20 protein-coding genes are annotated in these 23,141 nt (G+C 45.2%); 15 read left to right on the plus strand and 5 right to left on the minus strand.

The features are described from left to right. Window positions 1-27: 27 nt before the first annotated feature. Window positions 28-723 carry a FadR/GntR family transcriptional regulator gene (locus C772_RS07290; RefSeq protein WP_008298716.1) on the minus strand — a complete coding sequence of 232 codons (696 nt, stop codon included), beginning with the start codon at window positions 721-723 and terminating at the stop codon, window positions 28-30. A gap of 135 nt (window positions 724-858) precedes the next feature. On the opposite strand from C772_RS07290, the gene C772_RS07295 reads away from it, so the two are divergent. The 4 genes from C772_RS07295 to C772_RS07310 all read left to right on the plus strand — a co-directional run bounded on the left by C772_RS07295 (window position 859) and on the right by C772_RS07310 (window position 7,114). Next, window positions 859-1,986 carry a M24 family metallopeptidase gene (locus C772_RS07295; protein ID WP_008298718.1) on the plus strand — a complete coding sequence of 376 codons (1,128 nt, stop codon included), beginning with the start codon at window positions 859-861 and terminating at the stop codon, window positions 1,984-1,986. Between the two features lie 13 nt (window positions 1,987-1,999). Further along, the gene (locus C772_RS07300) at window positions 2,000-4,078 is read left to right on the plus strand and encodes a hydantoinase/oxoprolinase family protein (protein WP_008298720.1); all 2,079 of its coding nucleotides are present in this window, start codon (window positions 2,000-2,002) and stop codon (window positions 4,076-4,078) included. 4 nt (window positions 4,079-4,082) lie between these two features. After that, complete coding sequence (locus C772_RS07305; RefSeq protein ID WP_008298722.1) at window positions 4,083-5,771, plus strand: hydantoinase B/oxoprolinase family protein; 1,689 nt, start codon at window positions 4,083-4,085, stop codon at window positions 5,769-5,771. Window positions 5,772-5,851: 80 nt separating this feature from the next. Further along, window positions 5,852-7,114: an MFS transporter gene (locus C772_RS07310; RefSeq protein WP_008298724.1), complete on the plus strand. Its 1,263-nt coding sequence runs from the start codon at window positions 5,852-5,854 to the stop codon at window positions 7,112-7,114. A 207-nt stretch (window positions 7,115-7,321) separates the two neighbouring features. Here C772_RS07310 and C772_RS07315 read toward each other — a convergent pair whose 3' ends face one another. The 3 genes from C772_RS07315 to C772_RS07325 are packed head-to-tail and all read right to left on the minus strand — an operon-like array spanning window position 7,322 to window position 9,988. Beyond that, entirely contained in the window at window positions 7,322-8,542 is a 1,221-nt protein-coding gene (locus tag C772_RS07315) for a M20 family metallopeptidase (protein WP_008298726.1), read from the minus strand. After that, window positions 8,539-9,261 carry a hypothetical protein gene (locus tag C772_RS07320; protein WP_008298727.1) on the minus strand — a complete coding sequence of 241 codons (723 nt, stop codon included), beginning with the start codon at window positions 9,259-9,261 and terminating at the stop codon, window positions 8,539-8,541. The genes C772_RS07315 and C772_RS07320 overlap by 4 nt, the downstream gene beginning before the upstream one ends. A 19-nt stretch (window positions 9,262-9,280) precedes the next feature. Further along, window positions 9,281-9,988: a DUF5058 family protein gene (locus tag C772_RS07325; RefSeq protein ID WP_008298728.1), complete on the minus strand. Its 708-nt coding sequence runs from the start codon at window positions 9,986-9,988 to the stop codon at window positions 9,281-9,283. Window positions 9,989-10,397: 409 nt separating this feature from the next. On the opposite strand from C772_RS07325, the gene C772_RS07330 reads away from it, so the two are divergent. Then, entirely contained in the window at window positions 10,398-11,309 is a 912-nt protein-coding gene (locus C772_RS07330) for a fumarylacetoacetate hydrolase family protein (RefSeq protein WP_008298729.1), read from the plus strand. 37 nt (window positions 11,310-11,346) lie between these two features. On the opposite strand, the gene C772_RS16830 is transcribed toward C772_RS07330, so the two are convergent. Then, window positions 11,347-11,586, minus strand: a complete 240-nt coding sequence (locus C772_RS16830) for a DUF6241 domain-containing protein (protein WP_326977095.1) — start codon at window positions 11,584-11,586, stop codon at window positions 11,347-11,349. A gap of 2 nt (window positions 11,587-11,588) precedes the next feature. Here C772_RS16830 and C772_RS07335 point away from each other — a divergent pair, with 2 nt between their 5' ends. From C772_RS07335 to allB, 10 genes are all read left to right on the plus strand, one after another. Continuing rightward, window positions 11,589-11,801, plus strand: a complete 213-nt coding sequence (locus C772_RS07335; RefSeq protein WP_008298730.1) for a nucleotidyl cyclase domain-containing protein — start codon at window positions 11,589-11,591, stop codon at window positions 11,799-11,801. Window positions 11,802-12,539: 738 nt separating this feature from the next. Continuing rightward, window positions 12,540-14,126: a PucR family transcriptional regulator gene (locus tag C772_RS07345; RefSeq protein ID WP_008298731.1), complete on the plus strand. Its 1,587-nt coding sequence runs from the start codon at window positions 12,540-12,542 to the stop codon at window positions 14,124-14,126. 147 nt (window positions 14,127-14,273) lie between these two features. Next, a complete protein-coding gene (locus tag C772_RS07350) occupies window positions 14,274-15,332 on the plus strand; it encodes a TRAP transporter substrate-binding protein (protein WP_035001747.1) in 1,059 nt (352 codons plus the stop codon). Between the two features lie 96 nt (window positions 15,333-15,428). Continuing rightward, window positions 15,429-15,914 (plus strand): TRAP transporter small permease, encoded by a 486-nt coding sequence (locus C772_RS07355; protein ID WP_035001749.1) that lies wholly within the window; start codon window positions 15,429-15,431, stop codon window positions 15,912-15,914. Between the two features lie 4 nt (window positions 15,915-15,918). Next, window positions 15,919-17,193, plus strand: a complete 1,275-nt coding sequence (locus tag C772_RS07360; RefSeq protein ID WP_008298734.1) for a TRAP transporter large permease — start codon at window positions 15,919-15,921, stop codon at window positions 17,191-17,193. A 15-nt stretch (window positions 17,194-17,208) separates the two neighbouring features. Then, complete coding sequence (locus C772_RS07365; RefSeq protein ID WP_008298735.1) at window positions 17,209-18,510, plus strand: CapA family protein; 1,302 nt, start codon at window positions 17,209-17,211, stop codon at window positions 18,508-18,510. A gap of 186 nt (window positions 18,511-18,696) precedes the next feature. Beyond that, window positions 18,697-19,953 (plus strand): Zn-dependent hydrolase, encoded by a 1,257-nt coding sequence (locus C772_RS07370; RefSeq protein ID WP_008298737.1) that lies wholly within the window; start codon window positions 18,697-18,699, stop codon window positions 19,951-19,953. 30 nt (window positions 19,954-19,983) lie between these two features. Further along, window positions 19,984-20,769: a dihydroorotate dehydrogenase electron transfer subunit gene (locus C772_RS07375; RefSeq protein WP_008298739.1), complete on the plus strand. Its 786-nt coding sequence runs from the start codon at window positions 19,984-19,986 to the stop codon at window positions 20,767-20,769. Beyond that, window positions 20,766-21,707: a dihydroorotate dehydrogenase gene (locus C772_RS07380; protein WP_008298741.1), complete on the plus strand. Its 942-nt coding sequence runs from the start codon at window positions 20,766-20,768 to the stop codon at window positions 21,705-21,707. Before C772_RS07375 ends, C772_RS07380 begins: the two co-directional genes overlap by 4 nt. After that, window positions 21,676-23,133: an allantoinase AllB gene (gene allB / locus C772_RS07385; RefSeq protein ID WP_235046386.1), complete on the plus strand. Its 1,458-nt coding sequence runs from the start codon at window positions 21,676-21,678 to the stop codon at window positions 23,131-23,133. The genes C772_RS07380 and allB overlap by 32 nt, the downstream gene beginning before the upstream one ends. Window positions 23,134-23,141 lie beyond the last annotated feature (8 nt).

Here is a 23,141-nt window from a genome sequence, read left to right on the forward strand (position 1 = left end):
AAAACCAACAGTTAGCTCCCTAGCCGATTAAAAAATCAGAAAGTAATTCATATGTTTGTCCATTTCTCTTTCTGCTGCCTTTACATCGCCGGCGATAACCGCATCTATCACTTCAATGCTGTTCGCGGTAATAAATATTTTATTGTCATCATTAAAATCTTCGGATGACTCCAGGTACGATTTTGTTATTGCATTAATAATTGTTTTTGTCAGCGGGTTTTGTGTACAGTCTGCGATGGACATGTGAAATTTCAAGTCAAGTTGCAGGATTTCTTGCATGCTGAGTTTTCCGCAGTCATTTAATTGACTTTTCATCATCTGGAGTTTTTCCAAATCACTCTCTGTTCTTCTTTCTGCAGCCAATCCGGCGCAAGGTATTTCGATTAACTTCCTCACTTCGAGCAAGTCATTCGTTTGCATTTTATTAAAAGTGAGGGAGAACGTAATCATTTCATACATACTGTTCATTAACTTATCAGGGTAGGACTCTGTGATGAAGTAACCGCCGTTTCTTCCTTTAATGATTGTAATCAGGCCGGATTCGTAAAGGGACTGTAGTGCTTCCCTCACCGTAGGCTTACTTACTCCCAAGCTTTCACTTAGATCGTCCAGTGAAGGAAGTTTGTCGCCTGGCCGTAATCTCCCTGTTACGATTTCATGCTTGATATGATCTGAGATTTGCTGAGGAATGGATCTTACTTCAATGCTTTCTATAAAACTCATGCATCAGGGTCCTCCTTAAAAAGATTAAAACTTTTAAACGGTAAATTTTCTTTCATTTTAAAGTTATTTGATTAGTTGTATCATTTCCATTAGTAAGAGTATAACAAATACCTCGTTTGGAAAGGGGAACTTTCAATGCAAGCAGTAGCTGGTGTTGTTCAGAAAAGATTTGACCTGTTGGAAAAAAGGATGGAACAAGAAAATTTGGATGCGGTGATTGTTTACGGAAGAGGTATGGTCACCCAGTACGGATATTTGTATTACTTTGCAAATTACTATCCAATTCTCCGCCCGGGCTTTGTCATTAAAGTAAAGGGCGAGGAACCGATTGCTTTTTATACAACAAGAGCGGATTATTATTTGGCGAAAGAAAGAGGTTCTATTGAAGATGTGCGTTATGCAGGAATTGGGGATGTCGTTGATAGCAAAAATGGCATTATGGAACAAATTTCTTCGCTTCTCAATGAAAAAGAACTCGAAAATATCGGGATTTGCGGCTTGAATTCACTCATGTCATATGCCGAAGCAAGCTACTTTAAAGAAAACCTAAAAGGAAATGTTATTGACGGTACAAACCTGATCCAAGAAATGAAAGCGGTTAAATTTGAAGAAGAACATGAACAAGTCAGAGAGACATTTGAAATTGCGGAGCTGAGCTTTGCAGAGTTTGAAAAACATATCGCGGGCGGCAAGACACCGGCTGAGATTGCTGCAGAAGTTGATAAAGTCGCTAGGGCTCATGGGTCCATCTCCACTTTGATATTCTTGGAAGATGGTCCATACTTCCTGAGAAAACCAACATTAACGCCTCTAAGGCAATCCGGCCTCTTGACAGCTTTTGCTGAAATTGTCGGACCTAACGGAAGTTGGGTGGAAAAGGGTGGACTTTTTGCACTGGGTAAACTGACCAAGGAAGAAGAAGAGATTGGGAATGCGTGTGTAGCAGCCATGTACGCAGTTAAAGAAGCGATTCGGCCAGGCATCAAAGTATCAGAACTTGCACGGATCATCACAGAGAAAACAGAACATCTGAATGTCAATCCTGGCATCTGGCATGGACATGGAGTGGGTGTTGACCATGATTCCCCAATCATCCGTGAGGATTCGGATGCGGTGATTGAACCTGGTATGGTCATCAGTGTCCATCCAAACTTCTCAAACCAGGAAGAAACCATTGGAGCAAGCCTCGCCGATGTATTTTTGATTCATGAAGACCGTGCGGAATCACTCAGCAAAAGAAGCTACGATATTACTTACTTGTGAGGAGGGTAAGCAAATGGGCTATGCCATCGGGATTGATGTAGGCGGAACATTCACTGATCTGCTTTTAATGGATACAGAGTCAAAAAAGCAAATGATTAATAAAACCTCGACAGTCGTAGAGGATCCTTCTGTCGGGGTGATGAACGGACTTAAAGGATTTGCCGACAGATTCAATTTGACCGTAAAAGATCTGCTGGCGAAAACAGATCTGATCGTCCATGGAACAACCGTAACGACGAATGCAGTACTGACGAATAATGGAGCCAAAACTGCCCTGCTCACTACGGAAGGTTTCCGTGATGTTTTGCAGATGAGAAGAGGAGTCAGAAGCAGGGATAATTTATTCAACAATAAATATGTCGCTCCTCCTGTCCTTGTGCCGAGGGAGTTGAGAATTCCAGTTTCAGAGCGGATGGACAAAGGCGGAGTCGCTGTCAAAGAGGTTGAGGAAACAGAGATCGTCCAAATTGCAAAGAGCATGCAAGAAGACGATGTTAAAGCTGTGGCAATTTCTTTCATGCACTCGTACGCAAACAATGAACACGAAGAAAAAGTCAAAGAAATTATCAAACAGTACCTTCCGGATGCATTTGTAACGACGTCGACCGAAGTAGTCCCGATTGTCCGTCTATACAACCGGACAAGTACTGCGGTGATGAATGCTTATGCGGGTCCCATCCTGAACCAATATATCATCAATCTTGTCGATAAACTGGAAGCAGAAGAATTCCAGGGGAACTTATTGATCATGCAATCAAACGGCGGTGTCAGCAACCCTGAAACCGTGAAGAAACTTCCTGCGACCACATTGCTTTCAGGCCCTGCTGCAGGACCGGTCGCCGGAGGAACATTTGCCAAATCAAGCGGATATGATCATTCGATTGTAGTAGACATGGGCGGCACATCTTTTGAGGCATCAATTGTACGGGATGGGAATGTGTCGATCAGAAAAGAAGGGGAGATCAATAAAAACTCGATTTCTCTGCCGATGGCTGATATTCACACGATTGGGTCGGGTGGGGGAAGTATCGCTTACCTTGATGACGGGGGCCTATTGAAAGTCGGACCGCAAAGTGCCGGAGCGACACCTGGCCCGGTCAGTTATCAAAAAGGCGGTACAGAACCGACAACCAGTGATGCTAATTTAGTGCTTGGTTACTTGAACGATGACTACTTCCTGGGCGGATCGATGCGATTGGATAGAGCTGCAGCCAGACAGGCGGTCGAAGAAAAAATTGCTAATCCGCTAGGTATGTCTGATGAAGAAGCTGCTTTTGGTATTTATACAATTTCCAATCTGAATATGGCAAGCGGTATCAAGGAAATCACCATTGAAAATGGATATGATCCGAGAGAATTTCCATTGGTCGTCGCAGGGGGGGCAGGTCCAATCCATGCCGCGATGATTGCGCACGAGTTAGGGATAAAAGAAATCATCATTCCAAGATTTTCATCCGTCCTCTGTGCCGTCGGCATGCTGTCATCGATGCTTAGACATGACTACTTGAGAAGCTATCCTGCAAAATGGAGCAGTTTGGAATTCTCTTCCATTCATGAAGAAGTCAAAGAGGATATCAAAGAAGGCAGCGAATCCTTGTTGCATGAGAGCGTCCCTGTCAATGAGCAGACGATCATGATCGGGCTTGACTTGCGTTATGTCGGTCAACATTTCGAGGTGACTATAGAATTTGACCAGAAATTATTGATTGATGGCGATAAGGATCAGGTAGAAGAACTGTTCCACAATGAACACAACAGGTTATACGGCTTCGATTTGAGAGGACATGAAATGGAACTCATGAATATCCGTGTATCTTGCCAAGGAAAGCATACTGATTTCTCCATTCAAGAAGTGGGAAATACGGTTGGCGATGTGGCACAGTATATTAAAAACCAGCGTTCGATGTATGACCCTGTTCTAAGAGAGCGGGTGGATGCGCCAGTATATGATGGGGAGAAGATGGGGGCAGGATGTCAGTTGGAGGGTCCGGCAATCATTGAGTTGATCACGACAACTATCATCGTTCCGCACGATTTTGAAGTGACCACAGAGAAAAACGGCAACTTCATATTAAGGCATAAGGGAGAGTGACGAAATGGATCAAATACTAGTGTCAGTGATCTCAAACCGGCTAAAATCCATTTGCAGTCAGATGGGTGTAACGATCGAAAAAAGTGCGCACTCACCCCTATTGGTAGAAGGACGGGATTTTTCGCTGGGATTATACGCCGCAGATGGGACGCTTATTGAGCAGACAGAGTATATTCCGATTCTCGGATATGCCACTGTACCCGGTGTGAAGGCGATTGTGGAATTTTTCGAAGATGACGTCCACCCGGGAGACGTGTTCCTCCATAATGACACGTATACAGGAGGGAACCAAAACTCAGACTGGAAAGTTGTAAAGCCGGTATTTTCGGATGGTGAACTCGTTGCTTGGACTGCGATCATCGGCCACCAGGCTGATGTCGGAGGTGCTGTTCCGGGTTCTTATAATCCGCATGCAACCGATTTGTGGCAAGAGGGATTGCGGATTCCCCCGCTTAAAATCATTGAACGAGGCAAAAAACGCCGAGACGTATGGGATCTCGTTTTTGGTAACGTCCGTCTGCCGATTGTTGCCGATGACATCACCGCGATGATCGGCGGTTGTGCAGTCGGTGAAAGAGAATTTCTGAAGCTTGTCGACCATTATGACATCGGTACAATCAATCATGCGGTGGAGGAGATCTTCAAATCCACAGAAAGAATCGCGAAGAAAATCATCCGTGACATTCCGAACGGAACCTATAGAAGCAGCATTATGACTTACGATGATGGCTTCGATCACGAGAAAGAAATGAACATTGACGTGGCCATCCACGTGACGGATGAACATATGACGTTTGACTTTACTGGCACACATGAGCAGACGAAAGGATATGTCAATGCTCCGTTACCAGTAACTGTATCTTCCGTCATGATTGGATTCTTTATGTTGAGTGATCAAGATTTCCCTCACAATGATGCCATTCACAATTGCATCGACATTATTGTCCCAGAAGGAACGATGTTGAATCCGAAGTTCCCGGCAGCTTCCGGATTCGGCAACCATCTGAGCGATCAAATTGTAACCGTTGTTATGATGGCACTTTCTGAAGTGCTTCCGGAACGTGTAACCGCCGGATGGAACCCGCAGTTGGGTGCCATTATCAACGGTGTCGATCCGGAAACCGACGAGCAATTTGTTGATATTTTGCTGAATGGGGCAAAAGGCGGCAGTGGGGGAACACATGAGGCGAATGGCTTCGATCATATCGGACTGATTGCATCAGGCGGTGCGCTCGCAGCTCAGGATCCGGAAATGTTTGAAATTACGCTCCCTCTATTCCTTAAAAAATATGAATACGCGACAGACTCGGCCGGCGCCGGCCAGTGGCGTGGAGGATTCGGGGTGGAAACCGTCTTCGAGATCAATTCCCCTGGCGCACAGCTTAGCGTATTTGGTGACGGCGAATCTCCAAACTCTGTAGCCAAAGGTCTGCTTGGCGGAACAGACGGAGCAGCCAACTTGATTGAACTGGAATACCCTAATGGAGAGCAATACCGCTCCAAAATGAAAGATTTGATTTCGGATATTCCTAAAGGGACGATTTACAGGCAGATTGCGGGTGGCGGCGGAGGTTATGGTGACCCTAAGAAACGGCCGAAAGAATTGATCTTGAAGGAAGTCAAACAAGGGTTAATTTCCCCGGAATTTGCACTGAAGCACTACGGTGTTGAGACTAGAGGCCTACTCGTATAAAGGTTGAATTAAAATAGCAAGCTACTGCTTTGTTAACTGCAGGAGCTTGCTATTTTTATTTGAAAATAGGAGTGATATAAATGGAAAAGAAAAGCTTTTTCAACTACGAAAATAAGTTGTTGATCATCCTGTTTTTCGCAATGGGATTTGTTTTCCTTGACCGGCTTGCGATCACTTTTTTATTTCCATTTATTACAACTGAGTTTAACCTGACGAATATGCAAATCGGTCTCCTTGGAGCAGCCGTATCCATTGCCTGGGCAGTGTCCGGACCGTTAATCGGCTTTATCGCCGATAAACATGCAAAGAGGAAAGTACTTATGATTACACTCATGGTGATTTTTTCTTTCATTTCATTTGCACAAGGATTGGCGACCGGATTTGTATCCTTGCTGATTCTTCGGCTATTAATTGGTGTTTTTGAAGGTCCCTTTTTGCCAATCGCCCAATCCATGATGGCGATTGAATCGACACCCTCACGCCGAGGTTTTAATATGGGCTTCATGCAAGTGACATCAACCGGACTATTCGGAGGTGTTTTGGCTCCCATCGTTCTTGTAGCACTCGCCAATGCATTTGACTGGAGAGTCGCTTTCTATTTTACAATCATACCTGGTCTCGTTGTTGCCTTTGTCATGTGGAAGTATGTAAAGGAACCACAGACAAGCATTGAGGTGAAAAAACAAGCCCCGGTTGAAAAAAAAGAAAGCAGAGCGCAGTTATTTCGCATTATTAAAGAAAGAAATGTCTGGCTATCCATGGTCATATGCAGTTTTGCGCTCACATGGTTTAATGTTTTTGCGATATTTGCGCCAACTTATTTGGTTGATATCAGAGGATTCACAACGGGGACGATGAGCATTATCATGAGTACAGCCGGGGTTGCTGCGATGATTTGGGGCTTTGTCGTCCCGGCCATCTCCGACAAGCTTGGCAGAAAACCGATCATGACCACATTTGCGCTGCTCTCCGCAATGTCACCGCTCCTCGTTCTTTACTTTGAATACTCGGTATTTCTGTTGGGGATTTTAATCTTTTTGCTGCACACTGGTCAAGGGTTCCATCCTTTATTCATGTCAGCCGTTCCAGCAGAATCCGTTCCACCCAAATACGTCGGTTTTTCAATCGGATTAATCATGGGGGTAGGCGAAATTTTTGGCGGCGTGCTAGCCCCAATCATCGCCGGTTACCTTGCCGACACAGTAAGTGTACAGGCACCGCTATGGATCTGCGTATTCAGTGCGCTGGCGGCAACTTTGTTCTCCATGTTCATTAGAGAAACTGCACCAGCTAAAGTAAATGCAGAAACTCAGAAGAAAGTGATTTCTTCAGTTAACGTATGAGTTACAGGAGAGAGAGAGTCGGCGGAGATTAATGAGACATTGGAATTAGATAAGTAATCGTGGAAATGGACTGTCCTATATGGGCGGTCCATCTTTTGATTTAAACGAATGAGCACTGAGTGATTACCTTCGAAGAGCGAGTGGTTACGGGCGCCTAAGGAATAGGAAAAAGCAGCCGGTCGGGCTGCTTTTGTCCAAGTACTTCCATTAATCAAAGCTATACTCGCAAACCACATGTGCAACGGATTTGGCGGAGATCAACAAGGCGTCTTCATCAATGTCGAACTTCGGGTGATGGTTCAGGTAGGGCTTGTCCACGCCTTTGGGTTTGCATCCGATGATATAAAACGTGCCTGGGGTCTTTTGGGTATAGTAGGCGAAATCCTCGGAACCCGAGTTAATCGGAATTTCTTTGACGGCCTCAATGACCGGGTCATCCGCTTGTTCCAAAATGGAGACGACTTTGGCGGTGACGGAAGGGTCATTGTAGAGCGGCGGGTAATCCGGGACGTAGTTGAGCTCGCATTCGACCCCGAACTCTTCCTCGATTCCTCTTGTGATCCGGTGGATTTCCTCCGAGATGACTTTCTGTGTGTCTTCATTCATATAGCGGACGTCGCCCTCGAGTTCGACGCTGTCCTTGATGACGTTGAATGAGCCTTTCCCGTCAAACGAGCCGATGGTCACAACGCCCATTTCAAACGGATTCAACCGGCGGCTGACAACGGTTTGGATGGCCGTGATGAAATAGGCACCCGCAACGATCGAGTCGTTGGATTGGTGGGGAGAGGAACCGTGGCCGCCTTTGCCTTTGATCACCAGCTTAAAGTACGTCCTGCCAGCCATGGAAAAGCCGCTTCTGTATCCGATTTCCCCTGTAGAGAGTGCGGGCATCAGATGGGTCCCGAACACGGCATCCAAATCATCCAGAACACCGGATTCAACGATGCTTTTTGCGCCGCCCGGCGGTGTTTCCTCCGCGTGCTGATGGATGATCTTGATCGTCCCGCTGATCGAGTCCTTCAGCTGAATGAGGCAGTCCGCCAATACGAGCATGTAAGCCGTATGCCCGTCGTGGCCGCATGCGTGCATGACACCCGGGTTTTTGGATTTGAATGGAACATCGGTCTCTTCCTGAATCGGCAGCGCATCAAAATCGGCACGCAGACCGATTGTCTTGCCTTCTTTTCCACCCTTGATCGTCACGATGATCCCATAGCCGTTTCCGACATTTGTCTGGATTTCGACGTCCTTGCCTTTGTAGAATTCTTCGATGTATTTTGCGGTCTTCTCTTCTTTAAAGGACAATTCAGGGTTTTCGTGGAGATGCCGCCGGATCTGGATCATCTCTTCCTTCCGGTCTTCCAGCATGGACAGCAATTGCTGCTTGAGCGTCTGATTTTCGTTCGATATGTTCGAAGTCGTCATTTGTCTCCCGCCTTTTCTGATTTTATCTTCTCTAATAGTATACAGGCTGCGACCGTCCCGAAGATGCATAAGAAGGTTTGAAGGGATTGAGGAACCGGCCCAAGATTCACGAAGAGGCCGAATGCAATCCCGATCAGTCCCCATACCGGCTTCTGAATCGCAAACTGGGCAATCACACCGCCGTAAATTGCAGGGAGGACGAACTTGAACGTATCGACCAACGCGGCCGGCAGCAGAGAAATCAAATAGGATCCTCCCAGAACGACGAGGACGAGAATCGATGTATTGATGATGGCCGCCGCCGCTATGGCAAGGGTGGCCGTCAGTTCTCCTTTTTCAGTCCCGGGCTCCGCACCGACTGCCGTCTGTGCAACCGAGGCGCTGGGAAGGCACATGTTTCCGATGTTCCCGTTCAGAAACGCCAGATACGTCCCGGAGACCCCCAGTATCGGATAGTAGCTGATCGGCTCAACCACCCAGACAACCGCAATGATGGAAGCATAGGCAAGGAAACCGGACAAGATGGCGGACCAGCCGGGGTGATAGCCCAGGCCAAATGAAAGGATCATCGGCAGAGAAAAGGTCAATAAAATAATGCCCCAGAGTGTCAGGCGTCCCCAGAAATGCGATTTGTCCTGGAATGTCGTGAAGCTGAATGCCTCTTCGCGGGCGGCGCCTCTTACCGCAACCGAACTTTTTAATTCCTTACTGACTGACATCAAGCCTTCCCTCCCTTAGTTAACTTAACAGGTAGCCGACAGCCAAACCGACGAGAATCACCAATCCAAGTGACCATTCCACCAGCCACTTCATCTCGAACTTTTTAGCTGCCTGTAAAATGATCGGCATCACCATGAACGCGACAAGCAACACAATCGCTTCCTGATAGCCCTTGATCATCTGGCCGCTGCCCAGATAACTGAATGCGCCGATCATCGCGGCGGTCGAAATGATTTTGAACCGTTCCAGATTTTTCGGAGTGCTCGTCGTTTTCGCCTGGACCTTCCCAAGCGATTTAGTGAATAAGGCAGTGAACAAAAGCCAGCCGAGCCCTCCAAGACACATCACCCAGACCGCATTCGTGAAGGCGTGCGCTGTAAAACTCGCTGCCCCGAGTTCAGCACCCGCCGCCTCAGCCCCGAGACTCGCACCCACCGTCTCAATCGGAGCAGAACCGATGATCCCGATCCGCACCAGGGTCACCGGATTCCCGATCAGTGACAGGAGGGAGATCGCGATAATAATGATGGCAAAGGAAGGACCGATCGAACTGATGGCGCCCGCCCGGATCGCTGTCTTCACCTCCTGCTTCGACATTCCTACAGAAGCGCTGGTCTTTGTAGCGAGGCTGATAAACTTGAACGCCTGAAAAAAGACAAGTCCGATCACCAACGATGCGATAATCCATAGCGGATAACTGTTTGCGATTCTCATGACATCATTCATCGTTCTCCTCCATCCCATCAGAATCAATATTCTGTTTATTTGGTGAAGTATAGAAGAGTGAACCTGTTAAAGCAATGGCAATTGGGCGTGTGAGGTGAAATTCTACCTTATGTATCAGGGGGCTGGGGCTTACTGACTGGGGGGGAGAGAGGCAGATTCGAGATTTGATCGGTGAGGTGGGCTGGAGGTATGAGGTCGATTCCGCAAGCGTGCTGTTTCCGTCAGTTCCCACCTACAGGTACCCGAATCCCTACCAAGGGGTACCTGAGTTCCTACCAAGAGGGATCTGAGTTACTACCAACTGGTGCTGAATGATAACGAATTGGTGGTGAAATTAGATGAACCGAGAGAAGGGAGTAGTCCTCTCTAGAGCGAACTATTTAAAGAGAGATTACAAGGGGGGATGAACATGCGACTGGCAACAGTGAAACTTGAGGGGAATGAAACAGCGGCCATCATTGCGGGGGTGAAAGCAGTGATGGTTGAAGAGGTGAACAAGGCCGAGGGGAAGAAATGGGCCACTTCGTTATTTGAGATTATCGATTCCGGTCAGCTCGGTGAAATGACCAACTGGTACCACAGGGAAGGGAAACAGAAAATCCTGGATGGGGAGATCGGAGAGTTGGACACAGCATCTCTTGAATACCAGCCGCTCTACCGCAATCCTTCGAAAATCTGGGGAATCGGACTCAATTACGTGGACCACGCATCGGATCTGGGTGAAATCGCTCCGAACACCGAACCGGCAAGTTTCATGAAACCGACGACGTCGATCATCGGACCGGGTGAGACGATCAACATTCCTCACCAGTCCGAGCGCACGACCGCTGAAGCAGAACTCGGAGTCATCATCGGCAAGGTCTGTAAGGACGTTGAAGAAGCGGACGCGATGGACTATATCGCCGGATACACGACGATCATCGACATGACCGCAGAGGACATCCTCCAGCGCAACCCGCGGTACCTGACCCGGTCCAAGAGCTTTGATACGTTCTTCAGCTTCGGCCCGCAGTTTGTCACCCCAGATGAAGTGGAAGACCTCATGAAACTGGAAGTGTCGACAATGATCAACGGTGAAGTTCACCGGAAGAACACCGTCGACCATATGACATTTAATCCCCTGAACCTCGTGTCGTTCCACTCCAAGGTTATGACGTTGCTGCCCGGGGATATCATCTCAACCGGGACGCCGGGAGCGGTGGTGATTAACAATGGGGATGTGGTGGAATGCCGGATTGAGGGCTTTGCGCCGCTGTTGAACCATGTAAGGGATTTGAAGGTGGAGACGAAGGGAGAGTTGGCTGCGGAGACGGGAGTTTGATTAAAGTTCAAACATTCACAAGCCGGATGGGTAACAGTTAATTCCCATCCGGTCTTTTTCCTTCGTTTGTTACCTCGGTTTTTTCTTCGTTTAAAAACCACTCCCCAATAAACTTCAATTCTTCTTCTTTACCCAAGAGCCCCCTGGCTTTTCCAAGCGTCCCATCCTGCAGGTCCCAGATATAGTTATGATCCTTGTCAGCCTCGCTGAAGTCCCCACGCTCCCATTTCGCAATGATACCCAGCAGTTCTGATAGTCCCTGCGGCGAGGGAGACAGGTATGACTTTGATCAAGCTCCGGCGGGAGTTGGGCATTGCCAAACGGGTCCGGGTTGGGTCTGTTGCTGTGAGTGCATCGATGGGCTCCGCCCGGTTCCCTCAGGACGGCAGCACCTACACAGAATTGGTTGACGCGGCGGACCGGCGGATGTATGGCGAAAAGGCGCGGCGGAGGGAAGAGCATTCATTTACATTGGCTGGCGACATCTGTTGAGGTGTCTTTTTTTGTTGTTCAAGAGTCAGTGAGAGATCCGCTGGTGTTGAGGGAGTAGGAACAGGAAATTTCGGAATGGTTACCCTATTGGATTAGTGGTTACGAAGAAAAGTTACTCAAATGGAGGGTAATATATGCCTACTAAGCAAAGCACAACGAGAAATCCTAACCCCTATGTAATGAATGAAGGTACTGTAAATGTGTTCCCAACTTTCTTTTGTCAATGTTTTATTTTGTAGCTCTTTGACAGGCTTGATGTTAAAGCGATAAAAGTAGAGATTAACGTCTACGTAGAGTCCATGTGGCCGCATTTTTAGTGAATTAGCATGAAAACGGTAAGGATCCTGCCGGGCTTAGGGTTTTCGAATTTAGCTTTTTGACCGGTCATTAAAAGATATAGAACAGAGAATAATTTATACACATTTCTTTGAAAGAAACGAATAAATATGAAATACTCTTTATTATCTGAGATTTCTATAATAGAATATAGAGATTCAAAGGACCTATTACGGGTCAATAGAGTAGAAAGGCTGTGAAGAATATTGGATAAGACAAACGCATTCATCGAATTGTATCAACTTCTACTGTTTTACTCTGAAAACCGTGATCAACCCGTTCCGGAAGACTTCAATTTTTTTGGTGAGCTTAAGCGCTATTGTAAGACTTTGGATTTAGACTACACTACAATCGAAAAAGAATTTCAGCTTAATTCTTTTAAGGGATAAGGAGAATTGAGCAATGGAACTAACCATGCGGGATTTGCTGAAGTTAGGGGGATTTACTGAGTGCCAATTAGTGGCGGGTGAAAGAGGTTTGAAACGCCAAGTGAACAGTATTACCGTACTTGAAGTACCTGAAGTAGCAAAATGGGCCAAGGGGGGTGAGTTTATGCTCACTTCCCTTTATGCGGTAAAAGATGATCTGACAGCACAGCTGCGCTTGTTGGAACGATTGAATGCTTCAGGGGCATCCGGCATTGGGATAAAACCGGCGCATTTTATCGGAGAGATTCCAAAAGTATTACTCGCCCGAGGAAATGAGTTAGAATTTCCGATTATTGAAATTCCCGAGCATCTGCCTTATCTGGATCTAATGTCACCGGCTATGCATGCATTATTCAATAAAAAGGTCGTCCTTCAAGAAGACCTCGACCGTGCAACTCGTTTACTGGAAGAATTATCACTGACAGATCAAGGAATTGGGCAATACGTAAAAACAATCTCCTTTATTTTAAAGACAGATGTCTCTATTGAGAGTGAATTGCCAACTATAGATTCTTCTAACATTCCAGAGGGCTTGGAGGACCTATCTGACCATCAAAAGAAAGAGCTCACAATAGTCAAACGCCCTCTCAAACTGGAGCGAAGGATAAATGAAAAACTTGTTTCTTGCGCTGTTGCTCCTATCATTGTTGAGGGAGAGTATTTCGGAAATATTACAAGTTGGAACCATTACATTGAGTATTTAGCTAATGATGTAGCAATTCTTGAACGAGCAGCTTCAAAGCTTTCTTTCGAATTTTTGAAACAGAAAGTACATTTAGATATTGAACAACGCTATGAAAGTGATTTTATGCGAGAATTGCTGTTCAGTGAAACCATCCGTGAAAAGCAGGTTGTCGAATGGGGTGGCAAATATCGAATCGGGCATCACCAACGTTATACTTGTCTCCTTTTTAGTGTCTTGGACTCTGAGACAGGAGAAAAGCAATACCATGTTCTGAAAAACTATAGGTTGACAAATTACCTAAAGCAATTGAATCCCCAGGCACTTGTCGGAGCAATACGGAATGGAATTTGTATCATTCTGCCTAATACATCTGATCAACAACTTAGGCATATGGCTAATCAGTACTATAACGGTATTAGCGGTCAGATCAGCCAAAACTTTCGTTTGGCACTCGGAACAGGAAAGTCTGAAATAGGAGTAGCTGGAATTCAGGACAGTTTCCTTCAAGCAGAAAAAGCACTGTACTTTGCTGAAACAGAAGAACGGCAGAAGAGAATCATCTATTACGATAACTTGGGAATTTATCGTTTAATATATTCAGTTAGAAATGAAGAGGAGCTCCGCTCTTTCTATTTTGAGACTTTTCAAGGTCTGCTGCAAGAAGCTAAGCGGGACGAATTTTTTGAAACGTTACGTACCTATTTTTTGCATGATGAGAGTTTAAAGGAGACTGCGAATGCGCTATTTATCCATGTCAATACCCTTAAATACCGTCTTAGGAAAATTGAAGAGTTAAGTGGCTACTCATTAAGAAAAACAGAAGGGAAGATGAATCTATTTATCGGATTGAAAATTGCGGAACTGATTAAAGTATAGTTTAGTATTTGTCTTTTAGGACAATGAAAAAAACAATATATTGGTGCATAGGACATACTAATGTTCTCTAAATTTTTGTAATATTAATTTAAGCATTATGAAAGGGCTTTCAAACTATTTCCAAAAGAGAGGGTGGGTTCTATTAAGATGAAAAAGTCATCTATGTTTGCTTCGCTGTTCTTGGTATCTTCCGTGTTGCTTGGGGCTTGTAATGGTTCTGGTGCCTCGTCAGGGTCTGATGATGCAACCAATGAAACAGATGGAAGCTATCCTGAAATGACGATTACGCTAAGTCATAATCAGCCAACAGAAAGTCCCGAACATGTAGGGGCTCAAAAGTTTAAGGAAGTTGTAGAGGATAAATCAGAGGGTGCAATTCAAGTTGAAGTGTATCCGGCTTCCCAGTTGGGAAGCTTGCGAGAGCAAGTGGAATCAACGCAACTTGGAGAGATTGATATAACGATGCAGCCGACTGCTGTCGTCTCTCCGTTCGTGGACGATGTTAAAATTGTCGACTTGCCATATCTGTGGCCTGCAGAAGCCGACAAAATGTATGAAGTCTTGGATAGTGAGGTAGGCAGTGAAATTCTTTCAACGCTAGAGAGTGGTGGCTTTAAAGGTCTTGGATTTTGGCCTGGTGGCTATAAGCTGATGACGACAAAAGACACAGCCATTCATAAACCTGAAGACTTAGATGGATTGACCATGCGCGTTATGGAATCACCACTATTGATTGATCAATACAAGATGTGGGGAGCAAATGCTATCCCTGTCCCTTATGCTGAGGTCTATAACTCACTTCAACAGGGAATTGTAGATGGCCAGGAAAATCCACTTCAGACTGTGTTCCTAAATAACTACCATGAGGTTCAAAACAATATCATCGAGACGTATCACGGTACGATGACTTACCTTCTGATGGCAAACCAAGGCTGGTTTAATGGCTTAGATGGTGACGCTCAAGAGTTAATCCTTGAAGCTGAAGAGGAAGGTCGTAATGCAGCAAGGGAGAATTTAAAAACAACCGAAGACGACTATCGTGAGAAAATTATCGATTCGGGTGTGGAGTTCCATCAACTAACAGAAGAAGAAATTGAGACGTTCCGTGAAGCATCTGAACCATTCCATGAAGAGGCATATAATACTCCGGAGCAACTTGAACTTTTGAAAAAAGTAAAGGAAAAGATTAAAGAAGTTACAAGTTGATCGTCCAAATGTGGAAGGACCAAGCAGGACGTGATAGCGTGCCAGTGCTTGGTCCTTTTACTATACGTCTTCGCAAAATGGAAGGGGGAGAATAATATGCATGTATTAAGGAAAACGGAAGACATTTTTGTCGGTGTTGCATTAGCAGTAGCTACACTTCTGTTATTCGTAAATATTGTTCTAAGATATTTTTTTGATGCAAATACAACATGGGCAGAGGAATTTATACGATATGCAATGATCTGGATTGCTTTTATAGGTTCAAGTATCTGTTTCCGTAAAGGAATCCATGTTGGGGTAGACTTATTAATGAATAGTTTAAAGGCCAAGGGGCGCAGGATGCTACAAATATATATAAATATATTGTCTATTCTTTTTATGGTGCTTCTCGTGAAATTCGGAATTGATCTAGTTATTTTTAGTGTAAACACTGGTCAAATTACGCCATCTCTAAAAATAAACATGTTCTGGATATACCTGGCAATCCCAGTCGGAGCCGCATTATCAATACTTCATCTAATAATTGACACCTTCCAATTGTTCAAGGGTCATGATACTCCGGATAGAGGAGAGGTGGTCTGATCCGATGCTGATTGCTTTATTGGTATTTATCTTGCTGTTTTTGTTCACAAGTGTACCGATTTTCATCTCTTTGGGCCTAGGTGGGTTTTTGGCAGTTTTGCTATTTAGTGATACACAGCCTGTAGTTCTTATTCAGCGACTGTTTGGTGGTATTGATCAGTTTGCGCTAATGGCACTTCCATTCTTCATTCTAGCGGCAAATCTGATGGATGGTGGAGGTCTCTCAGATCGTATCCTTCGATTTTCGAGAGCTTTGGTTGGCCACCTTGCAGGTGGTATAGCCCTGACTGCTCAGGTGGCCAGTATGTTTTTCGGGGCATTATCCGGGTCAAGTCCGGCTACAGTTATAGCGATTGGGAAAATTATGTATCCAGAAATGCTCCGGGGGGGTTACAGCAAAAGCTTTTCAGGTAGCTTGCTTGCATCGGCTGGCGCTGTGTCCTTAATTATTCCGCCTAGTATTACATTGATTATATTTGGATCTGTGACAGGCGTTTCAGTAGGTAATTTGTTTATTGCAGGAATCGGGGCAGGCTTGGTGATAGGGCTCACTTCCATTGTTTATATCTATATTTATGCGATACGCAACAACTTGCCGAGAGATAAGAGAGCATCAGGTAAAGAATTAGGGCAATCATTTCTGAGGGCTTGGTGGGCACTGATGATTCCTGTGATTATTTTGGGAGGAATCTATAGTGGGATTTTCAGTCCTACTGAGGCAGCGGGTGTATCCGCAATTTATGCACTCTTTGTTGGAATGGTCATTTATCGTGAATTGAATTTTAAAAAGCTTTTCCAAATCACAATCGATTCGGCAGTGACTTCTGCGCAAGTTTTGGTTTTGGTTGCCGCAGCCCAAGTACTAGGTTGGATTCTGACCCGTGAACGTCTTCCGCAAATGGTAGTACAGTTCATTACTGAGAATATAAGTTCTCCATGGGTGTTCCTGTTACTACTAAATGTAATTCTGCTTGTTATGGGGATGTTCATGGAAGGCGTGGCAGCGATTATTGTTACGGCCCCGCTTGTCTATCCAGCTGCAATGGCGCTCGGTATAGATCCGGTTCACCTTGGCGTGATTGTAATTGCGAACCTTGCTATCGGAATGTACACGCCTCCGTTTGGAATGAATATTTTTGTTAGTCAAACCATCACTAAAATCGGAATGGCTGAAATGATGCCCGGAATCGTAAAGTTTCTAATTTTCAATCTAGCTGGTTTAATGTTAATCACGTATATTCCGGAACTTTCTTTATTCCTTGTTCATTTACTGGATTAATAAGGAGTTGATAGCTTGGAGGAGACTGTGTTTATTGCCACTGGAGATAGCTTTATTACAAGGCGTCTGCCTCAGCCGGCATCTGAAGCGTTTGATCAGCTTTCTGCACTGATCCGGAATGGGGATATAAGATTTACTAACTTGGAAGTTATCACGCCGGGGCCTGATGCCCCGCCCTCCGCTTTTTCGGGAGGAACATGGGCCCGTGCGGATAAACGGGTCATTGATGACTTAAAGAAATATGGCTTTAACTGCATGAACACAGCAACTAACCACGTACTTGATTATTTGTACGAAGGCCTCTATGCCACGGAACAAGCCTTGAAGGAAGCAGATATCGTCTACGCAGGCGTGGGGGAGAATCTTCATGCGGCATCAGCACCAAAATATGTTGAGGCGGATCATTCGAGGATTGCGTTGATTGGAGCAACAACTACTTTTCATGAAAGTTGGATGGCTGGTCATCAGCGAAAGGATAGTCCGGGCCGCCCAGGTGTCAATGGCATGCGGGTGCAATCTACATACAAGGTGGCACCTGAGAGGCTGGAGCTTCTAAAGGAAACTGCAGATCGAGTTGGTCTCAATCATCAACGGAATCTCGATATCAAAGAAGGTTTTCTTCCAGAGGATGAGAATAATCGTGTGCACTTTGGATCTTATGTGTTTGAAAAAGGGAACGTAGAAGCTTCTTCACGCACAATCCACAAAGAAGATATATCAAGGATGGTTAAGTCTATTCACGAAGCAAAGCGTCAAGCCGATTATGTTCTGGTAAGCTTGCATACTCATGAAATGGAAGGAGATAGAAAAGAAGTACCCGCCAATTTTGTCCGGGAAGCTGCACACCGTTTTATAGATGAAGGTGCGGATGCAGTAATAGGGCATGGTCCCCATATATTGCGTGGAATCGAAATCTATGAGGGTAAGCCAATATTTTATAGCCTCGGTAACTTCATTTTTCAAAATGATACCGTTCAGCAACTTCCCGCCGATTTCTATGAGAAATACGGATTGTCATATGAACATAATGTGGCGGATGCTTTGGACCACCGAAGCCGTAACGGAACCATTGGCCTGGGGACAAACCCGCTCGTGTGGGAGTCAGTGGTGGCAGAATGGACGATGAGTGAGGGTCAACTTACCCAACTGGTCTTACATCCGATTGAACTCGGATTTAACCTACCAAGATACAGGAAGGGTTGGCCGAAATTGACGAATGAGTCTTCTCCACTTTTGAGGCTCCGTGATTTATCCGAACCTTTTGGAACAAAGATGGAGATTGTGGACGGAAAGGCAATCGTTCAAATCCCAACATAAATTTAGATGAAGACAGTATCCGAACCTTTGACAGGGCAAGGATACTGTTTCTTTTTATCATGGATCTTGCGATTGTTTGAATCGACAAGAATTAGTGCTCAGATTTGTCCAATCGTACGTTAAGATTCTGACTTTTCTATAATAATATAAGTATATCCAGTTATCCGAGCGTGAGGAGTGAAGACGATGGATATAAAGCGTTTACAAAATGAAGTTGACAAGTTGTCAGGGTTTTCAAGCCGTAATGATGGAATTGACCGTTTGGCATACTCTAAAGCCGAAAGAGAAGCGGTGCGATATCTGGAAAGGTGTTTTTCCCAGATTGGTATGCTCACCCGTTACGATCCCGCGGGTAACCTGATTGCCCGTATGGAAGGCAAGAATCCGAAATTGCCGGCTCTTGCGATTGGCTCCCATGTTGATTCAGTTTATGACGCAGGCCGCTACGATGGAGTGGCTGGTGTGGTGGCTGCGTTGGAAATCGTTAGAAGTTTGAAAGAATCAGATATTAAACCCGAACGGCCGATTGAAGTTATCGTGTTTGCTTGCGAAGAATCATCAAGATTCGGGATGTCCACTGTAGGAAGCAAGGCAATAGCAGGTAAATTAAGTGTAGATGTATTTAGAAAACTAACAGATCGCAATGGGGTGTCGACTGAGGAAGCACTGAGTGAAGTTGGACTTAATGTAGAAGAACTCTTAGATGCACGTCGAGCAACTGAGGATCTGCATTCTTTTATAGAAATCCATATTGAACAAGGTCCAGTTTTGGAAAACGAAGGATGTGAAATCGGTATTGTTACAGCGATTGCAGCCCCGCTTAGATACCGTATTACACTGCATGGTCAAGCTTCCCATTCAGGTACCACGCCGATGGCATACCGCAATGATGCATTTCTTGGTGCAGCTGAAATTGCTTTAGCAGTTGAGGACGCGTCGGTTAAGGAAAGTGATTATGAAACAGTCGGGACAGTCGGGGTAATAGAAGTTTCCCCTGGTGCTATGAATGTTGTTCCTGGTGAAGCAAGATTGGATATTGACATCAGGAGCACCGATCTTGAATCAAGAGAGCGTGTAAAAGAAAGAGTGCTGTCCAAAGTAAAAGAAGTGGAGAGGCGCCGGGGATTGCGTGCAAGCATTCTCCAGTTGTCTGAGGAATTGCCTGTGAAGTTAGACGATGGCGTGATTGCTGATTTAACAGAATCTTGTCGATCCAAGGGTATATCCTTTAAGAAAATGGCTAGCGGAGCGGGACATGATGCTATGAATATGACTGCTATTTGTCCAACTGGAATGCTGTTTGTCCCTTCGAAAGATGGCCTCAGTCATACTCCAAAAGAATTTACGCTGATAGAGCACATCTATGAAGCCGCCGATCTTCTCATGCAATATGTTTTGAAACATACAGTGGAAAGCTTCCTTCCAGAACATCAAAGCCAATGACAAAATTTTCATTAGGGAGAGAGATTAATCATGCAGTCCAATAAATTATCCATCCTGGAACACCGACAAGTGAGCGTGCGTTATTGGCATATGGTCGTATCCGCACAAGGATTGACCGAACAGATTCGACCAGGACAATTCTTTAACATTCTTTGTGGTAATCGGGCACTTCCATTCCTAAGACGTCCTTTCAGTATCTATCGAATCAATCGGGAGGAAGAAACGATTGAATTCCTATACCTTGTGCAGGGAGCTGGAACGAGGGAAATGACCAATATGAAGGTTGGTGAATCCATCGACCTTCTCGGTCCGTTTGGAATCGGATTTACATTGGATGAACAATGGGAAACCGTGCTTCTATTAGCTCGAGGAGTTGGTATTGCTACACTTGCCGCTTTGGCACAAGAGGCCGTTGCACAAGGAAAACAGTGTATCGCAATTTTAAGTGCAAGAAGTCGCAATGACTTGCTGGCGGCGGACACATTACAAGGCCTCGGAGTGGATGTTCTAAAGGTTACTGAAGAAGACGGCAATAGTGATGTGACCCAAGTCGAAGAACTAATTATGGACATACTGGACAAACGAAAGATTGATGCAGGATTTACGTGCGGTTCAAAACGGCTATCACGACTGATGCAAAAGGTCTCTATAAACAATGGATTCCCAGCACAAGTAGCACTTGAAGAACATATGGCCTGTGCAATGGGGGCATGTTTTGCCTGCGTCTGTGATATCCGTGAGGGAGACGCAATTAAATCTGTTCGAATCTGTACAGAAGGACCCGTATTTGACTTATCTAAGGTGGTGATGGCATGAACATGAGAAGCCGAAATCTGGAAGTGAAAATCGGCAACCTGGCCCTTGCGAATCCGATCATGCCAGCCTCTGGTGCATTCGGCGTCGAAATGAATCAAGCTATGGACTTCAACCGGCTTGGAGCGCTTGTGCCGAAAAGCATCACGAAATACCCGAGAGGGGGCAACCCTACTCCCCGTGTTTGTGAAGTTACCAGCGGAATGATTAACTCAATCGGCATTCAAAGTAAGGGGATTGATTATTACATTAAAGAAGCTATTCCAGAATACGCCCAGTATCCAGTTCCACTGATCTCTAGTATTTCTGGAGACACAGTTGAAGAATTTGTTGAGATGTGTCAAATCATTGGTAATCATCCAGACGTGGATGCAATTGAATTGAACATTTCATGCCCTAACCTGGAGCATGATGGGAAAGCATTCGGGATGGATCCAGATATCTCCTATGATTTGATTAAGAGGGCGAAACAAGTCACCGATGTTCCGCTAATTGCCAAACTTACACCTAATGTAAGAAGTATTCAGGAAATTGCAATTGCCTGTGAAAATGCAGGAGCTGATGCACTCACAGTTGCTAATACATTCCTTGCCATGGCCATTGATATCCATACAATGAAGCCGAAAATAGGAAACATAATGGGAGGTATTTCTGGTCCTGCAGTAAAACCAATGATTGTGCGAATGATCTATCAAGTATATCAATCTGTGGATATCCCGATTATCGGTTGTGGCGGTGTGATGAATCCCGAAGATGCTATTGAAATGATGGTTGCTGGAGCAACCGCAGTACAAGTTGGGACTGCGTCGTTTATTAATCCCAACAGCATGATAGAGATCATTGAAGGAATCGAAGCTTACATGATTGATAAAGAGATTGATGATATTAACGAACTTATTGGGCGTTTTCATGCAGACGGTACTCCCAATCTCTGTGTATGACAAAAAAGAAACCGAAGGGATGATGATGAATATGTGGGATCAGGCGTTTATAAATGGAGTTATTGTGGATGAAGACCATACATTCAAAGGAAATATTTATGTTAAAGACGGTAAAATCGAAGCTGTATCCGAGACGCAATTGGAAGGCAACGTAAAGGAAACAGTTGATCTAAAAGGCAGATATGTTCTGCCGGGATTAATCGACACCCATGTTCATTCTAGAGATGGAGGAGCGACTCACAAGGAAGATTTCTTTCATTCTACACAAGCCGCTGCCGCGGGGGGAATAACTACAATTTTTGAAATGCCAAATACAAACCCGCCGATCAGCAACCGAGAAAATTTCATCAAGCAAGTAGAAAATTTCAAATCAAAGGCGCATGTGAATTTCGGAGTTTGGGGAATCTGCCTTGGTGACCTGAACTTGGGAAATATCTCAGAGCTCGACGAAGCAGGTGTAATTGGATTCAAATATTTCTGGGGCTATGCTGTCGACCGTGCCAACTATCAGCTGGTCTATAACTACGAGGAAGGCATGGAAAATGTGATCCCGCCAGCGGATGATGGTGAAGTATATGAAATGTTCAATGAAGTGGCGAAAACCGGAAAACTGATTGCTATCCATGCAGAGAATAGTGAACTCATTAATCATATGACGAAGAAGGTGAAGGAAGAAGGAGGGACGGGGTATGCGGATGCTCTCCGTGCCAGGCCCGCTCTCGCAGAACAATTAACGATTCAGACTGGAATCGGGCTTGCAAAAGAAACCGGCGCTAGACTCCACATTCTCCATGTCAGCTCTGGGGAGAGCGTGGATATTATCAAGCTCGCGCAGGAATCAGGCTATCCGATTACAGCAGAAACTTGTCCGCATTATTTGTTTCTTACCGATAAAGATTTTGAAGAAAAAGGCTCAATGATGAAAGTTTACCCTCTCGTCCGCCATCAGGAAGATCAGGATCGTCTGTGGAAAGGAATTGAGGAGGGGGTGTTTAGTCTAGTTTGTTCGGATCATGCGCCCCATACACTCGAAGAAAAACAAAGGGATTTGTGGAGTGCTCCCGCAGGCATGTGCGGCGTGGAAACGCTCGTTCCAATGATGCTCAATGAAGTTAGCGAAGGACGATTGACTCTTCACGATATCGTTGCCTTACTTTCATCCAATCCGGCGAAGTTATATGGGATCTATCCTCAAAAAGGTTGCATTCAGGTGGGAGCAGACGCTGATTTGACAGTTGTCGATCTTGAAAAAGAGCACACCATTCGTTTGGATGATCTGCACAGCAAGAGTAAGGTCTCTGCCTATGACGGGATTCAGATTAAAGGAATGCCAGTGATGACAATCGTGAATGGACAGACTGTCATGAAGGACGGAGATATTGTCGGTGGCCCATCCGGTGAATTGGTCACACCGGCGCGAGATTAAATTGTACA

Origin of the sequence: Bhargavaea cecembensis DSE10 (genome assembly GCF_000348905.1) — a bacterium.
GTDB lineage: Bacteria > Bacillota > Bacilli > Bacillales_A > Planococcaceae > Bhargavaea > Bhargavaea cecembensis.

Bases quoted from the DNA above. Each gene is read 5' to 3' on its own strand.
- C772_RS07295 (WP_008298718.1), top strand. From the start codon at position 859: ATGCAAGCAGTAGCTGGTGTTGTTCAGAAAAGATTTGACCTGTTGGAA.
- C772_RS07300 (WP_008298720.1), top strand. From the start codon at position 2,000: ATGGGCTATGCCATCGGGATTGATGTAGGCGGAACATTCACTGATCTG.
- C772_RS07315 (WP_008298726.1), bottom strand. From the start codon at position 8,542: ATGACGACTTCGAACATATCGAACGAAAATCAGACGCTCAAGCAGCAA.
- C772_RS07290 (WP_008298716.1), bottom strand. From the start codon at position 723: ATGAGTTTTATAGAAAGCATTGAAGTAAGATCCATTCCTCAGCAAATC.
- C772_RS07350 (WP_035001747.1), top strand. From the start codon at position 14,274: ATGAAAAAGTCATCTATGTTTGCTTCGCTGTTCTTGGTATCTTCCGTG.
- C772_RS07305 (WP_008298722.1), top strand. From the start codon at position 4,083: ATGGATCAAATACTAGTGTCAGTGATCTCAAACCGGCTAAAATCCATT.
- C772_RS07360 (WP_008298734.1), top strand. From the start codon at position 15,919: ATGCTGATTGCTTTATTGGTATTTATCTTGCTGTTTTTGTTCACAAGT.
- C772_RS07355 (WP_035001749.1), top strand. From the start codon at position 15,429: ATGCATGTATTAAGGAAAACGGAAGACATTTTTGTCGGTGTTGCATTA.
- C772_RS07375 (WP_008298739.1), top strand. From the start codon at position 19,984: ATGCAGTCCAATAAATTATCCATCCTGGAACACCGACAAGTGAGCGTG.
- C772_RS07370 (WP_008298737.1), top strand. From the start codon at position 18,697: ATGGATATAAAGCGTTTACAAAATGAAGTTGACAAGTTGTCAGGGTTT.
- C772_RS07380 (WP_008298741.1), top strand. From the start codon at position 20,766: ATGAACATGAGAAGCCGAAATCTGGAAGTGAAAATCGGCAACCTGGCC.
- allB (WP_235046386.1), top strand. From the start codon at position 21,676: ATGCAGACGGTACTCCCAATCTCTGTGTATGACAAAAAAGAAACCGAA.
- C772_RS07335 (WP_008298730.1), top strand. From the start codon at position 11,589: ATGACTTTGATCAAGCTCCGGCGGGAGTTGGGCATTGCCAAACGGGTC.
- C772_RS07345 (WP_008298731.1), top strand. From the start codon at position 12,540: ATGGAACTAACCATGCGGGATTTGCTGAAGTTAGGGGGATTTACTGAG.
- C772_RS07325 (WP_008298728.1), bottom strand. From the start codon at position 9,988: ATGAATGATGTCATGAGAATCGCAAACAGTTATCCGCTATGGATTATC.
- C772_RS07330 (WP_008298729.1), top strand. From the start codon at position 10,398: ATGCGACTGGCAACAGTGAAACTTGAGGGGAATGAAACAGCGGCCATC.
- C772_RS07320 (WP_008298727.1), bottom strand. From the start codon at position 9,261: ATGTCAGTCAGTAAGGAATTAAAAAGTTCGGTTGCGGTAAGAGGCGCC.
- C772_RS07310 (WP_008298724.1), top strand. From the start codon at position 5,852: ATGGAAAAGAAAAGCTTTTTCAACTACGAAAATAAGTTGTTGATCATC.